This is a genomic window from Streptomyces sp. NPDC058691 (assembly GCF_042714775.1).
In the GTDB taxonomy this organism is placed as follows: Bacteria; Actinomycetota; Actinomycetes; order Streptomycetales; family Streptomycetaceae; genus Actinacidiphila.
Genome location: NZ_JBHXSO010000004.1, coordinates 121,071 through 137,542 on the forward strand (window position 1 = coordinate 121,071; position 16,472 = coordinate 137,542).

Genomic DNA, 16,472 nt, shown 5'->3' on the forward strand with positions numbered 1-16,472 from the left:
GTGCGTCAGGATCGCCGCATGGATCTGCTCAATGGGTTGGTGGAGAAGGGGCTGCGCCGTGAGCTGCCCACGCGCGAGGAGGCCCTCGCCGTGCTGGCCGGCTCCGACGACGAGCTGCTCGACGTGGTGGCCGCGGCCGGCAAGGTGCGCCGCGCCTGGTTCGGCCGCCGGGTGAAGCTGAACTACCTGGTCAATCTCAAGTCGGGGCTGTGCCCCGAGGACTGCTCGTACTGCTCGCAGCGGCTCGGTTCGGAGGCCGGCGTCCTCAAGTACACCTGGCTGAAGCCCGAACAGGCGGCGGCCGCCGCGGCGGCGGGGGTCGCCGGCGGTGCCAAGCGGGTGTGCCTGGTGGCCAGCGGACGCGGCCCGACCGACCGCGACGTGGACCGGGTCTCGAAGACCATCGAGGCCATCAAGGACCAGAACGAGGGCGTGGAGGTCTGCGCCTGCCTCGGCCTGCTCTCCGAGGGACAGGCGGGCCGGCTGCGCGGCGCGGGCGCCGACGCGTACAACCACAATCTCAACACCTCCGAGGCGGTCTACGGGGACATCACCACCACGCACACCTACGCCGACCGCGTCGACACGGTGCAACAGGCCCAGGCCGCGGGCCTGTCCGCCTGCTCCGGCCTGATCGCGGGCATGGGCGAGAGCGACGAGGACCTGGTCGACGTCGTGTTCGCCCTGCGGGAGCTGGACCCGGACTCGGTGCCCGTCAACTTCCTCATCCCCTTCGAGGGCACACCGCTGGCCGATGAGTGGAACCTCACCCCGCAGCGGTGCCTGCGCATCCTGGCGATGGTGCGCTTCGTCTGCCCCGACGTGGAGGTCCGTATCGCGGGCGGCCGCGAGGTGCACCTGCGCACCCTGCAGCCGCTGGCGCTGCACCTGGCCAACTCCATCTTCCTGGGCGACTACCTCACCAGTGAGGGCCAGGCCGGCAAGGCCGACCTCGACATGATCGCGGACGCCGGCTTCGAGGTGGAGGGCGCCGGCACGGTCACGCTCCCCGAGCACCGGGCCGACGTCGCGGACGCCGTGGCGGCCGCGGGATGCGGCTCGCACACCGGCGGCTGCGGCTCGCACGGAGCCGGGGACGGCGGCGGCTGCGGGCCCTGCGGCGGCCACACCGCGTCCGCCCCGGTCCCGGCGGGCACTGCGATCCCGGCGGCCGCGTCGGCCACGGCGGGTGCCGCGCGTACGGACCTGGTGGCGGTGCGCCGCCGCGGCGCCGGGACGGACCTGCCGCCCAATGCCTGATCCGCTCACCCCGGCAGAGCTCCTGGCGCTGGACCGGGAGCACGTCTGGCATCCGTACGGGCCCATGCCGGGCCGCCAGGAACCCCTGGTCGTCGAGTCCGCGGCCGGGGTCCGGCTGCGGCTCGCCGAACCGGTCGAGGGGAGGACCGAACTCGTCGACGGCATGTCCTCGTGGTGGTCGGCGATCCACGGCTACAACCACCCGGTGCTCAACGAGGCGGCGCGCGGCCAGTTGGACCGCATGAGCCACGTCATGTTCGGCGGGCTCACGCACGAGCCCGCCGTCCGGCTCGCCGCCCGCCTAGTGGAGATCACCCCGGAGCCGCTGCGGCACGTCTTCCTCGCCGACTCCGGCTCCGTGTCGGTCGAGGTCGCCGTCAAGATGTGCCTGCAGTACTGGCGCTCCCTCGGGCGGCCGGCCAAGCAGCGCCTGATGACCTGGCGCGGCGGCTACCACGGCGACACCTGGCAGCCGATGTCCGTGTGCGACCCCGAGGGGGGCATGCACGGGCTGTGGTCCGGGGTGCTGCCCCGTCAGGTCTTCGCCGACGCCCCACCGGCCGCCTACGAGGAGGCGTACGCCGACCATCTGCGGGAGACCGTGGCCCGGCACGCGCACGAACTCGCCGCCGTCGTCGTGGAGCCCGTCGTGCAGGGCGCGGGCGGCATGTCCTTCCACTCCCCCGCATATCTGCGGGTGCTGCGCGAGGCGTGCGACGAGCACGACGTCCTGCTCGTCTTCGACGAGATCGCCACCGGCTTCGGACGGACGGGCACGCTCTTCGCCGCCGAGCAGGCGGGCGTCTCCCCCGACGTCATGTGCGTCGGCAAGGCCCTGACGGGCGGCTATCTGACGATGGCCGCGACGCTGTGCACCGCGCGGGTCGCCGACGGCATCTCCCAGGGCGAGGTCCCCGTCCTCGCCCACGGGCCGACCTTCATGGGAAACCCGCTGGCCGCGGCCGTCGCCTGCGCCTCGATCGACCTGCTGCTCGGGCAGGACTGGGCACAGGAGGTCAAGCGCATCGGGGCCGGCCTGCGGGACGGGCTGGCACCCGCGGCCGCCCTTCCCGGGGTGCGGGACGTACGGGTTCTGGGCGCGATCGGGGTCGTCCAGCTCGGCGCCGCCCTGGGCCCGGACGCGATGGCGGCCGCCACACGGGCCGCCGTACGCGAGGGGGTATGGTTGCGGCCGTTCCGGGACTTGATCTACACGATGCCCCCCTACGTGACGGGGGACGAGGACGTCGCGCGCATCTGCGCGGCGGTGTGTGCGGCGGCGGAGGCGGCATGACGGTGTTGTTCGTGACCGGTACGGGCACGGAGATCGGCAAGACGGTGGTCACGGCCGCCATCGCGGCGACCTCGCTCACGGTGGGGTTCAGCGTGGCCTATCTCAAGCCCGCCCAGACCGGGATCGGCCCCGACGAGCCGGGCGACGCCGACGAGGTGTCGCGGCTGGTCGGGTTCGAGCTCACCGGCGTCGAGCTGGCCCGTTACCCCGACCCCCTGGCCCCGGCCACGGCGGCCCGGCGCGCCGGCCTGCCCACCGTGGGCCCCGCCGAGATCGCCGAGGCCGCCGCGAAGCTCGCCGCCGTCCACGACATCGTCCTGGTCGAGGGCGCGGGCGGACTCCTGGTCCGCTTCGACGAGGAGGGCTCGACGCTCGCGGACGCGGCGAAGATGCTGGGCTCGCCGGTCCTCGTCGTCACGCCGGCCGGGCTCGGCGCGCTCAACACGGCCGCCCTCACGGCCGACGCGCTGCGGGCCCGGGCGCTCTCGTGCGCCGGCTTCGTCATCGGCAGCTGGCCCGACAACCCGGACATGCCGGCCCGCAGCAACCTGGCCGACCTCCCCGCCTACACCCGCAACCCGCTGCTCGGTGCCGTCCCCGCGGGGGCCTCGGCGCTCACGCCGGACGCCTTCCGGCAGGCCGCACCGGGGTGGCTCGCGCCCCGCATCGGCGGCCTGTGGGACGCGGACGCCTTCACCGCGATCTGGACGTCCGTCATCTGACACCTCATCAGTACGGCGAGGAGACGCGCCGGCGGGGCCGCCCCGCGGCGGGAAATACGCGCCAGGAGGCATGGCGGCCCCGCCCCGGCGGCACACTCCGGAAGAGGGGGGCACGACGAGGCAAGGGGCCTGCCATGCCCATCCGTTCCAGCGTCACGCGCGAACCCGTCAGCCACCCGGTGTTCGCCCGCTTCTACGCCCGCTGCGCCCAGAGCGCCGAGAACCGCCTGGGCCTGGCGGAGCTGCGGAGGGAACTCCTGGCCGGACTGTCCGGCAGGGTGATCGAGATCGGCGCCGGCCCGGGGCTGAACTTCCGTCACTATCCGCACACGGTCGCCGAAGTGGTCGCCATCGAACCCGAACGGCGCCTGCGCCGGCTCGCCGTGGACGAGGCGCGGCACGCGCAGGTGCCGGTGGACGTGGTGCCGGGCGTGGCGGAGGCCCTGCCGGTCAAGACCGAGGGCTTCGACGCGGCGGTGTCCTCGCTGGTGATGTGCTCCGTGCGGGACCAGGCGCGGGCGCTCGGCGAGTTGCTGCGGGTGCTGCGGCCCGGCGGTGAACTGCGGCTGCTGGAGCACTGCCGGGCCCCGGGCCGCAGGGCGGCGGCGGTGCAGTGGGCGGCGGACCACACGCTCTGGCCTCTGCTCTTCGGGGGCTGCCGCACCGGACGTGACACGCCGGCGGCGGTGGCGGCGAGCGGCTTCGAACTGCTGGAACTGCGCCGTTTCCGCATCCCGGAGCGCGGACTGCCGCTTCCGAGCTCCCCGCACGTGCTGGCCGTGGCGCGCCGTCCGGACTGATCTTGCCGTTGTACCTACTGGTATGTACAGTCGGCGCGTGGACACCCCCGACCGGTTGATCGAGAGCACCCGCGAGCTGCTCTGGGAGCGCGGATACGTCGGCACCAGCCCCAAGGCCATCCAGCAGCGCTCCGGTGTCGGCCAGGGCAGCATGTACCACCACTTCTCCGGCAAGCCGGAGCTCGCCCTCGCCGCGGTGCGGCGTACCGCGATGGAGATGCGGGCCGCGGCCGAGGAGCAGTTGGCCGTGCCCGGTACGGCGGTCGAGCGGATCACCCGCTATCTGCGCCGCGAGCGGGAGGTGTTGCGCGGCTGCCCGGTGGGCGGGCTCACCCAGGACCCGGAGATCGTCTCCAGCCCGCTGCTGCGCGCGCCGGTGGACGAGACCTTCGAATGGCTGCGCGGCCGGCTCGCCGACGTCCTCGCCGACGGCCAGGCGAGCGGCGAACTCGCCCTCGGGCTCGACACCGACGACATCGCGGCGACCGTCGTCGCCGTGCTCCAGGGCGGCTACGTCCTCGCCCGCGCGGCCGGCTCGGCCGCCCCGTTCGACCAGGCCGTCAGCGGAGTGCTGGCGCTGCTGTCCCATCACGCCTAGGCCGCATCCGGGGGGAACCGTGTACGCGATGCAGTACGAGATCACTCTGCCCGCCGACTACGACATGAAGATCGTCCACGACCGTGTCGCGAACCGCGGCCATCTCACCGACGCCTACGAGGGCCTCGGCTTCAAGGCCTATCTCGTGCGGGAGCGCGGCAGTGACGGGTCGCCGGTCAACCAGTACGCGCCCTTCTACCTCTGGGGCGACACCGGCGGGATGAACCGCTTCCTGTGGGGCGGCGGCGGTTTCGGGGGGATCGTCGGCGACTTCGGCCGCCCGTCCGTGCACCACTGGACCGGTGCCGCCTTCCGGCCCGGTCCGGCGCACGGCTCCGCGCCCCGGGCGGCCACTCGCCTGCGTGAGCCCCTGCCGGCGGGCGCCGACCCGCGTGAGCCGGTGGCCCGTGCCCTGGAACGCTGGGAGGAGCGCGCGGCGGCCCCGGGCGTGCACGCGACCGTGCTCGCGGTCGACCCGCGGCACTGGGAGATCGTCCGCCTCACCCTGTGGGCGGACGCGGCGGCGGGCGACGACCCCGACCGCTACGCGCTCCTGCACCTGTCCACGCCGCACTGGGACGAACTCCCCGTCGGCCGGCGGTGGCCGTAGCCGCGGGTCCGGCGGCGCCGGGCACCCCCGTTCAGGCGCTCCAGCCGCGCAGTACCTCGGCGATCTCCAGCACGTCGGCAGTGCCGCCCTTGACCAGCCGGGCCAGTTCGCGCACCCGCTCCGGCGAGGTGGCGACCTTCAGCCCGCTCGCGACCAGATAGGCGTAGGCCACGGCCGAGGCGAACATGACGTTGGACCGCTCCAGGGCGGGGACGTGCACCAGCAACTGCATGAGGGACGCTGCGCACTCGTACGGGTCGCCGTACACGGGCACGCCGAATATCTCGGCCTGGTGCCGACTGACGGCGGCGACGAGCGCGCCCCAGTCGGCGACCTGGGGGTCACCGGGGGTGTTGTGCTCGGCGACCATGAGAAGCCAGGCGAGATCGATCCGCAGGGTCAACGACGGCCTTCGTGCTCCGCGCCGAACTCCTCGGCGAAGACGGACTCGTACTGCTTCATGAAATCGGCGGCCGCCTCGACGAAGGCGCGGCCGTTCTCGCCGGCGTCCTGCTGGACGAGTTCCTCTATGTAGCGGTTCACACTGATCCCCCGCTGCGCGGCCCGTTCCCGGGCGGTCGCGGCGGTGGTCTCGTCGACCCGCACGTTCAACTGGGTCTTGGCCATACCGCCAGGCTAGCGCTCAGGTGCTAGCAGCGACAAGTGACAAGTGCCCCTTACACGGACGATCCGGAGCCCGACCGCCGGACGATGCAGTCGGGCCCACGACGACCTACCCTCGCCCCATACGGTTGCGCGCACATCACGACGATGGGGGACAAACGTGTCGACACCGGCCACAACAGACCCGGAGGACGCCGTGGTGGGCGCCGAGGTCGCCGCCCGGGCCCTGGCGCTGACCAAGGCGTACGGTACGGGCGAGACCCGCGTGGTGGCACTGGACGCGGTGGACGTGGACATCGCACGGGGGCGGTTCACGGCGGTCATGGGGCCGTCGGGCTCCGGCAAGTCCACGCTGATGCACTGCCTGGCGGGGCTGGACTCCGTCACCTCCGGCCAGGTGTGGATCGGCGACACCGAGATCACGCGCCTGGGCGAACGGCAGCTGACGCGTCTGCGCCGGGACCAGGTCGGCTTCGTCTTCCAGGCCTTCAACCTGCTGCCGACACTGACCGCCGCGGAGAACATCACGCTGCCGATGGACATCGCCGGCCGCAAGCCCGACCAGGAGTGGCTGGACCGTGTCATCGACACCCTCGGCCTGCGCGACCGGCTCCGGCACCGCCCGTCGCAGTTGTCCGGCGGACAGCAGCAGCGCGTCGCGTGCGCCCGCGCGCTCGCGTCCCGCCCGCAGCTGATCTTCGCCGACGAACCCACCGGCAACCTGGACTCGCAGTCCGGTGCGGAGGTACTGCGCTTCCTGCGGGAGGCCGTGGACCGGTTGAGCCAGACGGTGGTGATGGTGACCCACGACCCCACCGCGGCCGCGCACTCGGACCTGGTGCTTTTCCTCAACGACGGGCGCATCGTCGACGAACTCTCCCAGCCCACGGCCGACGGCGTGCTGGAACGGCTCAAGCGCTTCGACGCGCTGCGGAAGCAGGGCTAGGCCCGTCCCGTGCTCCGGGCGACGCTGCGCAGCTTCCTGGCCCACAAGGGCCGGCTGCTGCTGTCCGCGCTCGCCGTCCTGCTGTCGGTGGCCTTCGTCACCGGCAGCATGATCTTCTCCGACACCGTCAACCACACGTTCGACCGGCTCTTCGCCTCGACGGCGGCCGATGTGACGGTGGGTCCGCCCGAGGCCTTCGCCGAGAACCAGAACTACGCCTCGGGGCAGGTGGGGACGCTTCCGGCGTCGCTGCTGACCCGGGTCAAAGCAGTGCCGGGGGTCGCCGGCGCGCGCATCGACGTCACCGTCCAGAACGTCACCGTCGTCGACGCCCGGAACCGCCCCGTCGGGCCGACGACCGGGGCACCGACCCTGGCCACCAACTGGTCCGGCGGCGCACGCAGTTCGGTGCGGCTGACGAGCGGCCACGCGCCGCACGGCGACCGCGAGGCGCTGATCGACGCCGACACCGCCGCGAACCGCGGGCTGCGGATCGGCGACACCCTGCGCGTGCTCGCGCAGCCGGGCGCCTTCCCCGTGCGGCTCGTCGGCATCGCCACGTTCACCACCACCAACCCCGGCGCGGCCCTGCTGTTCGTGGACACGCCCACCGCGCAGACCCGCCTCGTCGGCCGGGCCGGCGTCGCGACCTCGGTGCAGGCCGACGCCGCGCCCGGCGTGTCCGACGCGGTGCTGAAGCGGCGGATCGCCGCCGAACTGGGTCCCCGCTACACGTACACGACCCAGGCCGAGCAGGCGAAGTCGGCCGCCGAGTCACTGGCCACCGTCCTCGACGTGATCAAGTACGTGATGCTGGGCTTCGCCGGGGTCGCGGTCCTCGTCGGCGTCTTCCTGATCGTCAACACCTTCTCCATGCTCATCGCGCAGCGCACCCGCGAACTCGGGCTGCTGCGGGCGCTGGGCGCGGACCGGCGGCAGGTGCGGCGCTCGGTGCTGGTGGAGGCGGCGCTCCTCGGGCTGGCCGGCTCCACCGTGGGGCTGCTGTGCGGGATCGGGTTGGCGTCCGGGCTGATCCGGCTGCTGGGCGCGTTCGGCATGAACGTCGACGCCTCGCAGATGGTGCTGCGCGCGCTGGTACCGGTGGCGGCGTACGCGGTCGGGCTGGTGGTGACCCTCGTCGCGGCCTATCTGCCGGCGCGCCGGGCCTCGCGGGTCTCGCCCATGGCCGCGCTGGCCGACGTCGAGGTCACGGACGGCGACAGGTCGCTGCGCGGGCGGGCGATCGCGGGCGGGCTCCTCACGCTGCCGGCGGCGGGCGCGCTCGCGGGCGCCTCGGCCGCGGGGTCGATCGGTGCCGCCGCGTCCCTCCTGGGCCTGGGCATCGGGCTCTCGCTGATCGCCGCGGTGGTGGCGGGCCCCCTGCTGGTCCGCCCGGTCATCCGCGTGGTGGGCGGGGCGCTGCCGCGGGTGTTCGGCCCGGTGGGACGGATGAGCCAGCGCAACGCGCTGCGCAATCCGCGGCGTACGGGCGCGACGGCCTCGGCGCTCATGATCGGGCTCGCCCTGGTGACCGGCATGTCGATGGCGGGGACCTCGATGGCCAGCTCCTTCGACCACGAGATCGACAAGGCGCTCGGCGCCGACTTCGTGGTCCAGGGCGACCATTTCGCGCCCTTCTCCCCCGCCGTCGGCAATGCGGTGCGCAAGGTGCGGGGCGCCGGCCAGGTCGTCCCGATGCGCTACGTGCCGCTCCTCGTCACCCTGCCCGGCGGCCGCACGGTCAAGCTCACCGGCGCCGCCATCGGCCCCGGCGCCGACGATGTGCTCAACCTCGACTACGCCCGCGGCGACACCGCCCAGGCGCTCGCCCCGGACAGCGTCTCGCTCTCCCAGGAGTACGCGGCCCGGCACGGACTGCGGGTCGGCAGCAGGCTGCCCGTGCGGTTCGCCGACGCGCGCGGGGCCACGTTCACCCTGCGGGCCCTGACCACCAGCCAAAGCACCCTCTTCGGTGACGACGCCACCTTGACCATGGGCCTCGTCACCGCCGAGCGTCATCTGCCGCGGAGCCAGGACGCCGCGCTGTACGTCAACGCCGCACCCGGCACGGCAAAGGCGGCGCTCCGCGCCGGGCTGGAGAAGGCGCTGAGGCCCTATCCCCAGGTCGAGGTCCGCGACCAGGCCGACTACAAGAAGCTGGTGCGCACCCAGATCTCCGTGCTCCTCACCCTCGTCTACGCGCTGCTGGGGCTGGCGATCCTCATCGCGGTCCTCGGCGTCGTCAACACCCTCGCCCTGTCCGTGGTCGAGCGCACCCGCGAGATCGGCCTGCTGCGGGCCATCGGCCTGTCACGCCTCCAGCTCCGCCGCATGATCCGCCTGGAGTCGGTGGTGATCGCCGTCTTCGGCGCGGTGCTGGGCCTCGGTCTCGGGCTCGTGTGGGGGCTGGTGGCGCACGAGGTGCTCGCCCTGGAGGGCATCCGGGCGCTCACGATCCCCTGGACGACGGTCGGGGCGGTCATGGCAGGCTCGGTGGTCGTCGGCCTGGTCGCGGCCCTGCTGCCGGCGCTGCGCGCGTCGCGGATGAACGTGCTGGCGGCCATCGCGCACGAATGACGCCCGGGTGCTCGTCCAGCGGGTCGTGCCCACCGCCCCCCTCGTCGGCACCCCGGGCGGGATCGCCCCACCGCTGCCACGTGGCCGGGCTTCTAGAGCCCTTGCCAAGCGGGCTTGGCGGCGTATGTGGCGCGGAAGTAGTCGGCGAGCTTGAGATGGGACGCCGCCGCCTCGTCGACGACGACCGTGGCGTGCGGGTGCAGCTGCAGCGCCGAGGCCGGTACCAGCGCGGAGAGCGCCCCCTCGACCGCCAACGCCACGGCTTCGGCCTTGGCCTCGCCCGTGGCCAGGAGCACCAGGTGACGCGCGTCGAGGATGGTGCCGATGCCCTGGGTGATGACATGGTGAGGCACCGCGTCGGGGCTGTCGAAGAACCGGGCGTTGTCCTCCCGGGTCCGCCTCGTCAGGGTCTTGATCCGGGTACGGGAGGCGAACGAGGAGCAGGGCTCGTTGAAGCCGATGTGCCCGTCGGTGCCGATGCCGAGCAGCTGCAGGTCCACACCCCCGGCCTCGGCCAGCGCGCGGTCGTACTCAGCACAGGCGGCGGCAATGTCCTCGGCGGAGCCGTCGGGCCCCATGAAGGACTCCTCGGTCAGGCCGAGTGGCTCGACGACCTCACGGAGCACCACCGAGCGGTAGGACTCGGGGTGCCCTGCGGGCAGTCCGACGTACTCGTCGAGCTGGCATATCCGGGCCCGCGAAGCGTCCACGGTCGAGGCACGGACCTTGGCCGCCAGCGCCTGGTAGACAGGCAGCGGGCTTGATCCGGTGGCCACGCCGAGCAAGGCGTCGGGTTTGCGCCTCAGCAGGACGGCGATCGTCTCGGCGACGGTTTCGCCGCCCGCGACGGCATCCGGAACGATGACAACTTCCACGCTGGGCCTGCCGATCAAAAGAGGGTCACTAGCGGTATAGACCAATTTACCAAGGGCGCCGGCGTCCGTGCCCGGCTGGATGGCACAGGCGAGATCAGCAGGGACCGAACATCCGTCCGGGCCAACGGGAAGGCGGGCTGGACGGCCGCTGCGGCGTGGCCGGGAACGCCTCGGCTTCGGCTACGTCACCGTGCTGGAGCCCGCGATGGAGGACTTCGCCGAGGTGATCGCGGAACTGCGCCGGAACGATCCGTAAACCCCTCGACCTGCGCACCGCCGGCCTGCTTGGGTGGGGGCCGTGAACGATCTGCGGATACGCGGCGCCGCACCTGCCGACGCCGAAGCGGTACTGGCGTTCTGGAAGGACGCCGCCGAGGGCACCACCGTCAGCGACGATCTGGCCGGGGTGAGCGGCCTCATCGCCCGGGACCCCGAGGCGCTGCTCCTCGCCGAGCGCGGCGGGGAACTCGTCGGCACCGTCATCGCCGGATTCGACGGCTGGCGCTGCCACCTCTACCGCCTCGCCGTGCACCCTGGGCGGCGCCGCGAGGGCGTCGCCACCGCACTGCTGGCCGCGGCCGAGCGCCGCTTCGCCGCGCTCGGCGGCCGCCGCGGGGACGCCATGGTGCTCGTGCGCAACGAGCGGGCCCACCACGCCTGGCGGTCGGCGGGCTACCTGCCGAACGAGCAATGGCGGCGCTGGACCAAGCCGCTGGTCGACGTACGCCCGCCCGGCCCTCCGGCCGCCGGGTAGCGGGCCCGGTGTCGCCGGCGACGGCACGAGCACGCGACCGCTCCACCGACGGCAGCAAAATCGCGCGCGCCACCGCCCGCTGACCGATCATGGGATCGAGGTGTCCCGATGACCGAAGTGCTCCTGCTGGCCGTCGCGCTGCTGCTCACCCTTGCGTGCGCGGTCTTCGTCGCCGCGGAGTTCTCGCTGACCACCGTCGAGCGCACCGACCTGGAACGCGCCGCGCGGGCCGGTGAGCGGGGGGCGTCGGCCGCGCTGCGTGCCGTGCGCACCCTGACGCTGCAGTTGTCCGGGGCCCAGCTCGGGATCACCGTCACGGGCCTGGTGATCGGCATGCTCGCCGAGGGCTCCATCGCGAAGCTGCTGGCCGGGCCGCTGCGGGCGCTCGGAATGCCGCGGCCGGCGGCGGCGTCACTGGCGCTGGTCCTGGGCACGGCCGTCTCGACGGTCGTGCTGATGGTGGTCGGGGAGCTGGTCCCGAAGAACTGGGCGATCTCCAGCCCGTTGCCGGTCGCCAAGACGGTCGCCCCGGCGCAACGGGCGTTCACCGCCACCTTCGGGCCGCTCATCAGGCATCTGAACAACGCCGCGAACCGCATTCTGCGCCGCCTCGGGATGGAGCCCGCGGAAGAGCTCGTGTCCGCCCGCAGCCCGGAGGAGCTGGTCGCGCTGGCCCGGCACTCGGCACGGGCCGGCGCCCTGGAGGCGGACACCGCGGAACTGTTCGTCCGCACCCTGGGCCTGAAGGAACTGACCGCGGAGAACGTGATGACGCCCCGCGTCCAGGTGACCTCCCTGGACGAGCGCGCGAGCTGCCAGGACGTCGCCGACGCGACGCGGACGACCGGGCTGTCCCGTTTCCCCGTGCACCGGGGCGGCCTGGACGACGTGATCGGCATCGTCCACATCAAGGACGTGCTGGCCGTGCCGGCCGAGCGCCGGCCGGGTCATCCGCTGACCCCACTGCTGCGCGAACCGCTGCTGGTGCCCGAGTCGCTGACCGTGGACCGGCTGCTGGACCGGCTCTCCGGCGACACCGGCATGGCCGTGGTCATCGACGAGTACGGGGGCACGGCCGGCGTCGTCACCCTGGAGGACATCGTCGAGGAGGTCGTCGGCGAGGTGCGGGACGAGCACGACCCTCAGGAGACGCCCGATCTCGCCTTCATCCACCAGGACCGCACCGGCCGCCGCGTCTACGACGCCGACGGCGCCGCCCGCACCGACCAGCTGGCCGAGATCGGGCTGCGGGCGCCCGAGGGCCCGTACGAGACGCTGGCCGGCCTGATCGCGGAACGGCTCGGCCGGATCCCCGTCACCGGGGACATCGCCGAGGCCGCCGGGTGGGTGCTGGAGGTCACCGACGACTCCGGGCACCGGGCCGCGCATGTGCGGCTGATCTCGCCGCCGCCGGGCGAGGACGCGCCGACCGGTCCGGCGGCGGAGGACGGGACCGGCGACGGCGCGGCGGAGGTGCGATGACCTTCCTGCAGATCCTCGTCGGGCTGCTGACGCTGGTGGTGAACGCGTTCTTCGTCGGCGCCGAGTTCGCCATGATCTCCGTCCGGCGCAGTCAGATCGAGCCCCGCGCCGAGGCCGGGGAGCGCGGCGCGCGCCACGTCCTGTGGGGCCTGCAACACCTCTCGCCGCTGCTGGCCGCGGCGCAGCTGGGGATCACGCTGTGCACCCTGGTGCTCGGCATCGTGGCCGAGCCCGCGATCGAGCACCTGCTGGAGCCGCTCTTCCACGCGCTGCACGTCCCGGAGAACGCGATCCACGTGGCGTCCTTCGCCATCGCCCTGGCCCTGGCCACCTACGCGCACATGCTGCTGGGCGAGATGGTGCCCAAGAACATCGCGCTCGCCGCGCCCGAGCGCACCGCGCTGGCGCTCGGGCCGCCGCTGGTGACGCTGGCCCGGGCGCTGCGCCCGGTGATCTTCGCGATCAACGCGTTCGCGAACGGCCTGCTGAAGCTGCTGCGGGTGGAGCCGAAGGACGAGGTCGCCGCCGTGTTCTCCGACGACGAACTGGCGCGGATGGTCACCGACGCCGGGGCCGCCGGGCTGCTGGACGAACGGGCCGCGACCCGCCTGCAGGACGCCCTCGAACTGAGCCGGCGCCCGGTGGGCGAGGTCGTGGTGCCCGCGGACCGGGTGGTGACGGCGCACTCGGGCATCACCCCCGAGGGCCTGGAGCGGCTGAGCGCGCGATCGGGGTTCTCCCGCTTCCCCGTCACCGACGAATCCGGCCGCATCCTGGGCTACCTCCACGTCAAGGACGCCCTCGCCTCCGGCGTGGACCACCGCGACCTGCCGTTCCCGCGCGGCGCGCTGCGGCGCATCACCCGCGTGGGCGCGGCGACCCCGCTGGACGACGTCCTGGCCGCGATGCGGGCCAGCGGCGCGCATCTGGCGGCGGTGGTCGACGACGAGGGGCGCGGCATGGGTCTGGTGACCATGGAGGACGTGCTCAAGGAGCTGGTGGGGCGCACACCGGCCGCCTGAGGCACCCGCGAGGCCGCCCGGTAGGATCACGGCCGCCATGGAGATGAACGCCACCCACACCAGCTTCGTCGCGCTCGGCGACTCCTTCACCGAAGGCATGTCGGACGCGCTGCCCAACGGCACCTACCGCGGCTGGGCCGACCTCCTCGCGAGCCGGCTCGCCGCCCACAGCCCGGACTTCCGCTACGCCAATCTGGCCGTGCGCGGCAAGCTCATCCAGCAGATCGTCGACGAGCAGGTGGAGACCGCGGCCTCGATGGGCGCGGACCTGGTGACCCTGGTCGGCGGGCTGAACGACGTACTGCGGCCCAAGTGCGACGTCCCGCGGGTGTGCGCGCTCCTGGAGGAGGCCGTCGAGCGGCTGGCGCCGAACTGCCAGCAGCTCGTCCTCATGCGCAGCCCCGCCCGCCGGGGCCCGGTCGCGGTGCGCTTCCTGCCCCGCATGGAGGAGCTGTTCGGCTTCATCGACAAGCTGGCCGCCCGGCACGGAGCCCTCGTCGTGGACCTGTACGGCGCGGATGTGCTCGGTGACCCGCGGCTGTGGGCGGACGACCGGCTGCACCTGGACGAGGAGGGCCACCGCCGGGTCGCCGAGGCGGTCTGGCAGACCCTCGGCCACACCCCGGGGTTCGACTGGACCGAGGCCCTGCCCGCCGGCATGCCCCTGCCCTGGGCCGCCCGGCGCGCGTCCGACCTGCGCTTCACCCGGCAGCACCTGGTGCCGTGGATCGGCCGCCGGCTCACCGGGCGCTCCTCCGGCGACGGGCTGGCGCCCAAGCGGGCGGAGTTGCTGCCACTGCCTCCCGTGGAGGCCTGAGCCCGGGCCCCCGGGGCGGGGCCACGCGCTACGCGCATAGACCACACGGGACGCTGACCTGCGCGGACGCGCAGTAGAATCTCGCTACGTGACTTCCAAGCCCCGCATTCCCGACGTCCTGGCCGGCCGCTACGCCTCCGTGGAACTCGCCACCCTGTGGTCCCCCGAGCAGAAGGTGGTGCTGGAGCGCCGTCTGTGGCTGGCGGTGCTGCGGGCGCAGAAGGACCTCGGGATCGAGGTGCCGGACGAGGCGATCGCGGACTACGAGCGGGTGCTGGAGCAGGTGGACCTCGCGTCCATCGCGCAGCGCGAGAAGGTCACGCGGCACGACGTGAAGGCCCGTATCGAGGAGTTCAACGCGCTCGCGGGCCACGAGCAGGTCCACAAGGGCATGACCTCGCGCGACCTCACGGAGAACGTGGAGCAGCTGCAGATCCGGCTGTCGCTGGAGCTCGTGCGCGACCGCTCGGTGGCCGTGCTCGCCCGCCTGGGCCGGCTGGCCGCGGAGTACGGCGAGCTGGTCATGGCCGGGCGGTCCCACAACGTCGCCGCCCAGGCCACCACGCTCGGCAAGCGCTTCGCGACCGCCGCCGACGAGCTGCTGGTCGCCTTCGCCCGCGTCGAGGACCTGCTCGGCCGGTACCCGCTGCGCGGCATCAAGGGCCCGGTCGGCACCGCGCAGGACATGCTGGACCTGCTGGGCGGCGGATCCGAGGGCGAGGCCCGGCTCGCGGAGCTGGAGCGGCGGGTCGCGCAGCACCTGGGCTTCTCGCACGAGTTCACCTCGGTGGGCCAGGTCTATCCGCGCTCGCTGGACTACGACGCCGTCACCGCGCTGGTGCAGCTGGCCGCCGCGCCCTCGTCGCTGGCCAAGACGATCCGGCTGATGGCCGGCAACGAGCTGGTCACCGAGGGCTTCCAGCCCGGGCAGGTCGGTTCCTCGGCCATGCCGCACAAGATGAACACCCGCTCCTGCGAGCGCGTCAACGGCCTCGCCGTCGTCCTGCGGGGCTACGCCTCGATGGTCGGCGAGCTGGCCGGCGACCAGTGGAACGAGGGGGACGTCTCCTGCTCGGTGGTGCGGCGAGTGGCGGTGCCGGACGCGTTCTTCGCGCTGGACGGGCTGATGGAGACCTTCCTGACCGTGCTGGACGAGTTCGGCGCCTTCCCGGCCGTCATCGCCCGCGAGCTCGACCGCTACCTACCGTTCCTGGCGACCACGAAGGTGCTGATGGCCTCCGTCCGCGCCGGGGTCGGCCGCGAGGTCGCGCACGAGGTCATCAAGGAGCACGCGGTGGCGTCCGCGCTGGCGATGCGCGAGAAGGGGGCCGACCGCAACGAGCTGCTGGACCGGCTCGCCGAGGACGAGCGCATCCCGCTGGACCGCGCGCAGCTGGACGCACTGATGGCCGACCGGCTCTCCTTCACCGGTGCCGCGTCCGCGCAGGTCGCCGAGGTCGTCCGCCGCGTGCAGGAGGTCACGGAGCGTCATCCGCTGGCGGCCTCCTACCGGCCCGGGGCCATCCTCTGACCACGCACAGGCCCACGCACGACGAACTGGAGGCCGCCCGCGACCGCACCGTCCCGGATGTGATCGCGGACGGCCTGCGCGTGCTCTTCTGCGGCATCAACCCCGGGCTGATGTCCGCCGCCACCGGCCACCACTTCGCCCGTCCGGGCAACAGGTTCTGGCCGGTCCTGCACGGCTCCGGGTTCACCCCGCGCCGTCTGGACCCGTCCGAGCAGGCGGAGTTGCTGTCGTACGGGCTCGGGATCACCAATGTCGCGGCGCGGGCGTCGGCCCGGGCGGACGAGCTCAGCCGGGCCGAACTGGTCGAGGGCGGCGCGCTGTTGACCAAGCGGGTGCTTCTTCACCGGCCGCGTTGGCTGGCCGTGGTGGGCGTCACCGCCTACCGCGTCGCGTTCGCCGATCCGCGTGCCGTGATCGGTTCGCAGGAGCGGACGATCGGCGACACGCGGATCTGGGCGCTTCCCAATCCCAGCGGGCTCAACGCCGGATGGACGACCGAGGCGATGGTCGAGGAGTTCGGGCGCCTGCGGGCCGCGGCGGGCGACTGAGTCTCAGCAGCG

General features: G+C 73.2%; 17 protein-coding genes. 14 read left to right on the forward strand and 3 right to left on the reverse strand.

Annotated elements, in window-relative coordinates; translation table 11 throughout:
* Window positions 1-18 precede the first annotated feature (18 nt).
* From bioB to ACFWVC_RS04695, 6 genes are all read left to right on the forward strand, one after another.
* Window positions 19-1,260 carry a biotin synthase BioB gene (gene bioB / locus ACFWVC_RS04670; RefSeq protein WP_384277159.1) on the forward strand — a complete coding sequence of 414 codons (1,242 nt, stop codon included), beginning with the start codon at window positions 19-21 and terminating at the stop codon, window positions 1,258-1,260.
* Window positions 1,253-2,554 carry an adenosylmethionine--8-amino-7-oxononanoate transaminase gene (locus ACFWVC_RS04675; RefSeq protein ID WP_384277166.1) on the forward strand — a complete coding sequence of 434 codons (1,302 nt, stop codon included), beginning with the start codon at window positions 1,253-1,255 and terminating at the stop codon, window positions 2,552-2,554. Before bioB ends, ACFWVC_RS04675 begins: the two co-directional genes overlap by 8 nt.
* Window positions 2,551-3,276: a dethiobiotin synthase gene (gene bioD / locus ACFWVC_RS04680; protein WP_384277172.1), complete on the forward strand. Its 726-nt coding sequence runs from the start codon at window positions 2,551-2,553 to the stop codon at window positions 3,274-3,276. The genes ACFWVC_RS04675 and bioD overlap by 4 nt, the downstream gene beginning before the upstream one ends.
* A 134-nt stretch (window positions 3,277-3,410) precedes the next feature.
* A complete protein-coding gene (locus ACFWVC_RS04685) occupies window positions 3,411-4,076 on the forward strand; it encodes a class I SAM-dependent methyltransferase (RefSeq protein ID WP_384277180.1) in 666 nt (221 codons plus the stop codon).
* Between the two features lie 22 nt (window positions 4,077-4,098).
* Complete coding sequence (locus ACFWVC_RS04690) at window positions 4,099-4,674, forward strand: TetR/AcrR family transcriptional regulator (RefSeq protein WP_384277186.1); 576 nt, start codon at window positions 4,099-4,101, stop codon at window positions 4,672-4,674.
* Window positions 4,675-4,693: 19 nt separating this feature from the next.
* Window positions 4,694-5,284, forward strand: coding sequence for a DUF4865 family protein (locus ACFWVC_RS04695; protein WP_384277193.1), 591 nt, complete (start codon window positions 4,694-4,696; stop codon window positions 5,282-5,284).
* A 31-nt stretch (window positions 5,285-5,315) separates the two neighbouring features.
* Here ACFWVC_RS04695 and ACFWVC_RS04700 read toward each other — a convergent pair whose 3' ends face one another.
* Both ACFWVC_RS04700 and ACFWVC_RS04705 read right to left on the reverse strand, forming a co-directional pair.
* Complete coding sequence (locus tag ACFWVC_RS04700; protein WP_384277198.1) at window positions 5,316-5,687, reverse strand: fic family toxin-antitoxin system, toxin component; 372 nt, start codon at window positions 5,685-5,687, stop codon at window positions 5,316-5,318.
* Window positions 5,684-5,911, reverse strand: coding sequence for a toxin-antitoxin system HicB family antitoxin (locus ACFWVC_RS04705; protein ID WP_384277203.1), 228 nt, complete (start codon window positions 5,909-5,911; stop codon window positions 5,684-5,686). Before ACFWVC_RS04705 ends, ACFWVC_RS04700 begins: the two co-directional genes overlap by 4 nt.
* 157 nt (window positions 5,912-6,068) lie before the next feature.
* Here ACFWVC_RS04705 and ACFWVC_RS04710 point away from each other — a divergent pair, with 157 nt between their 5' ends.
* Both ACFWVC_RS04710 and ACFWVC_RS04715 read left to right on the forward strand, forming a co-directional pair.
* Window positions 6,069-6,854 carry an ABC transporter ATP-binding protein gene (locus ACFWVC_RS04710; protein ID WP_384277208.1) on the forward strand — a complete coding sequence of 262 codons (786 nt, stop codon included), beginning with the start codon at window positions 6,069-6,071 and terminating at the stop codon, window positions 6,852-6,854.
* Window positions 6,855-6,863: 9 nt separating this feature from the next.
* Window positions 6,864-9,431 (forward strand): ABC transporter permease, encoded by a 2,568-nt coding sequence (locus tag ACFWVC_RS04715; RefSeq protein WP_384277215.1) that lies wholly within the window; start codon window positions 6,864-6,866, stop codon window positions 9,429-9,431.
* Window positions 9,432-9,523: 92 nt separating this feature from the next.
* On the opposite strand, the gene nagB is transcribed toward ACFWVC_RS04715, so the two are convergent.
* On the reverse strand, window positions 9,524-10,306 hold the full coding sequence (gene nagB, locus ACFWVC_RS04720; protein WP_384277222.1) for a glucosamine-6-phosphate deaminase: 783 nt from the start codon (window positions 10,304-10,306) through the stop codon (window positions 9,524-9,526).
* Between the two features lie 298 nt (window positions 10,307-10,604).
* Here nagB and ACFWVC_RS04725 point away from each other — a divergent pair, with 298 nt between their 5' ends.
* The 6 genes from ACFWVC_RS04725 (at window position 10,605) to mug (ending at window position 16,460) form a co-directional block, all read left to right on the forward strand.
* A complete protein-coding gene (locus tag ACFWVC_RS04725; protein WP_384277230.1) occupies window positions 10,605-11,060 on the forward strand; it encodes a GNAT family N-acetyltransferase in 456 nt (151 codons plus the stop codon).
* 108 nt (window positions 11,061-11,168) lie between these two features.
* A complete protein-coding gene (locus ACFWVC_RS04730) occupies window positions 11,169-12,542 on the forward strand; it encodes a hemolysin family protein (RefSeq protein ID WP_384277236.1) in 1,374 nt (457 codons plus the stop codon).
* Complete coding sequence (locus ACFWVC_RS04735; RefSeq protein WP_384277242.1) at window positions 12,539-13,564, forward strand: hemolysin family protein; 1,026 nt, start codon at window positions 12,539-12,541, stop codon at window positions 13,562-13,564. Before ACFWVC_RS04730 ends, ACFWVC_RS04735 begins: the two co-directional genes overlap by 4 nt.
* 37 nt (window positions 13,565-13,601) lie before the next feature.
* Window positions 13,602-14,381, forward strand: coding sequence for an SGNH/GDSL hydrolase family protein (locus ACFWVC_RS04740; protein ID WP_384277250.1), 780 nt, complete (start codon window positions 13,602-13,604; stop codon window positions 14,379-14,381).
* Window positions 14,382-14,469: 88 nt separating this feature from the next.
* A complete protein-coding gene (purB, locus tag ACFWVC_RS04745) occupies window positions 14,470-15,912 on the forward strand; it encodes an adenylosuccinate lyase (protein WP_384277257.1) in 1,443 nt (480 codons plus the stop codon).
* A gap of 59 nt (window positions 15,913-15,971) precedes the next feature.
* Entirely contained in the window at window positions 15,972-16,460 is a 489-nt protein-coding gene (gene mug, locus ACFWVC_RS04750; protein ID WP_384277263.1) for a G/U mismatch-specific DNA glycosylase, read from the forward strand.
* The last annotated feature ends 12 nt before the right edge of the window (window positions 16,461-16,472 follow it).